Raw genomic sequence first — 1,718 nt, forward strand, 5'->3', positions numbered from 1 at the left:
CAGCCGGGCCGCCATGGAACGATGGGTGCCCAGGGCGCCTTTCGGCTTGCCGGTTGATCCGGACGTGAAGACCAGAAACATCGGGTCGTCGGGGTGTGGCAGCGGCAGCTCGCGCGGATCGGTTTCCCCGTGCTCCACCGCGGCGCGCACCCGCGGATCGTCCAGCGAAATGACCGTGACGCCGGCAACTTCGGGCATGCTGCGAGCCGCGTGGGCGGTGGCCAGCACCACCGGTGGTTGCACGTCGTCAAGCATGAACTGCTTGCGCGCCGGCGGGTAGGCGGGATCGATCGGAAAGTAGCCCCCGCCTGCCTTCATGATGGCCACCAGCGCCACCACCAGGTCGATGCTCCGCCGCGTCGACAGCCCCACCAGCGACCCGGGTCCAACCCCGCTCGCCAGGAGCAGCGCCGCAAGGTTGTCCGAACGGCGATGCAGCGCAACGTAATCGATCTGCTCGTCGCCGCAGCGCACCGCTATCCGGTCGGGTCCCCAGCTTCGGCTCGGCTGCAACAGTTCTGGAATGGTGCGCGGCCGGTCGTGCGGCGGTCGCTCGCCCCGGCTCCAGTGCTCCAGCATCCGCTCGTCGGCGTCGGTCAGCTGCAGGTCGCGCAAAGTCTGATCCGCATTGCCGGCAAACTCGGTTACCACGCGGGTCAGCCAGCCGGCCAAACGCTCGATGGTGGCGCGGCTGTACAGCTCGGTGCGGAAGATCAGGTTGCAGTTGTACCCGACGCCGCCCGAGCCGTCGGTGCCGAAAAAGTTGACACTGAGGTCGGCGTGCGCCATGTCGAAGACGGGGTCCAGCGAGGTACACACCGCGTCCTGTCCGCCGTTTTCGGGATCCTGCTCGATCACCCGCGCGGCGGGCAGGTGGTCGCGGACGTGCACGACGACCTGGAACAGCGGATTGCGCGACAGCGAACGCACCGGGCTGACGCTGTCCACCACCCGGTCGAACGGCAGGTCCTGGTGGGCATAGGCGGCCAGCGCCGTCTCCCGGGCGCGGGTCAGCAGCTCGCGTAGCGTCGGGTTGCCGGTCAGGTCGTTCCGCAGCACCAGGATGTTGACGAAAAACCCGATCAGCTGGTCCAATTCGGCCTCGGTGCGCCCGGCGACCGGGGTGCCCAGCGGAATGTCCAGGCCACCGCCCGCCTTGTGCAGAACCACGGCGACCGCCGTTTGCAGCAGCATGAACTCGGTGATGCCCATCTCGCGCGACAACTCGGCGAGCTTGTGTCGGGTGGCCGCGTCGATACGGAAGTCGACCGATTCGCCCGCACCGCTGGGCACCGGTTGACGCGGGAAGTCGGGACGCAGCCCGGTGTCCTCCGGCAGCCCGGCCAACTGCCGGGTCCAGTACTCCCGTTGCTCCGCGGCGACCGCGGACTCCTGGCCGCTCGCATCACCCAGGAATGCCCCCTGCCACGCCGCGAAGTCGGCGTACTGCACCCGCAACGGCGCCCAGGCCGGGGCTTCCCCGGCGCGCCGGGCCCGGTACGCGGTCATCACGTCGGCGAACAACACCCCCGCCGACCAGTGGTCGGAGGCGATGTGGTGGACGACCAGCGACAGCACGTGTTCGGCGGGGTCGTCGGCGGTGTCCAGCACCGCAACCCGGACCGGCAGCTCGCGGTCCAGCTCGAAGCAGTACCGGCGCTCGGCGTCCAGCTCCCGCTGCAGCCAGGCTTGATCGGGCCCGGTTGCGCGGCGCACGG

The 1,718-nt window shown here is 69.6% G+C and carries 1 protein-coding gene; it reads right to left on the reverse strand.

Translation table 11 applies throughout. The features are described from left to right. Positions 1-1,718: condensation domain-containing protein (locus tag A5709_RS20385; protein ID WP_156768109.1), on the reverse strand; the 1,718-nt coding region annotated here is incomplete at both ends.

The sequence above is a fragment of the Mycobacterium sp. E1386 genome, assembly GCF_001672745.1.
Taxonomy (GTDB): Bacteria; Actinomycetota; Actinomycetes; order Mycobacteriales; family Mycobacteriaceae; genus Mycobacterium.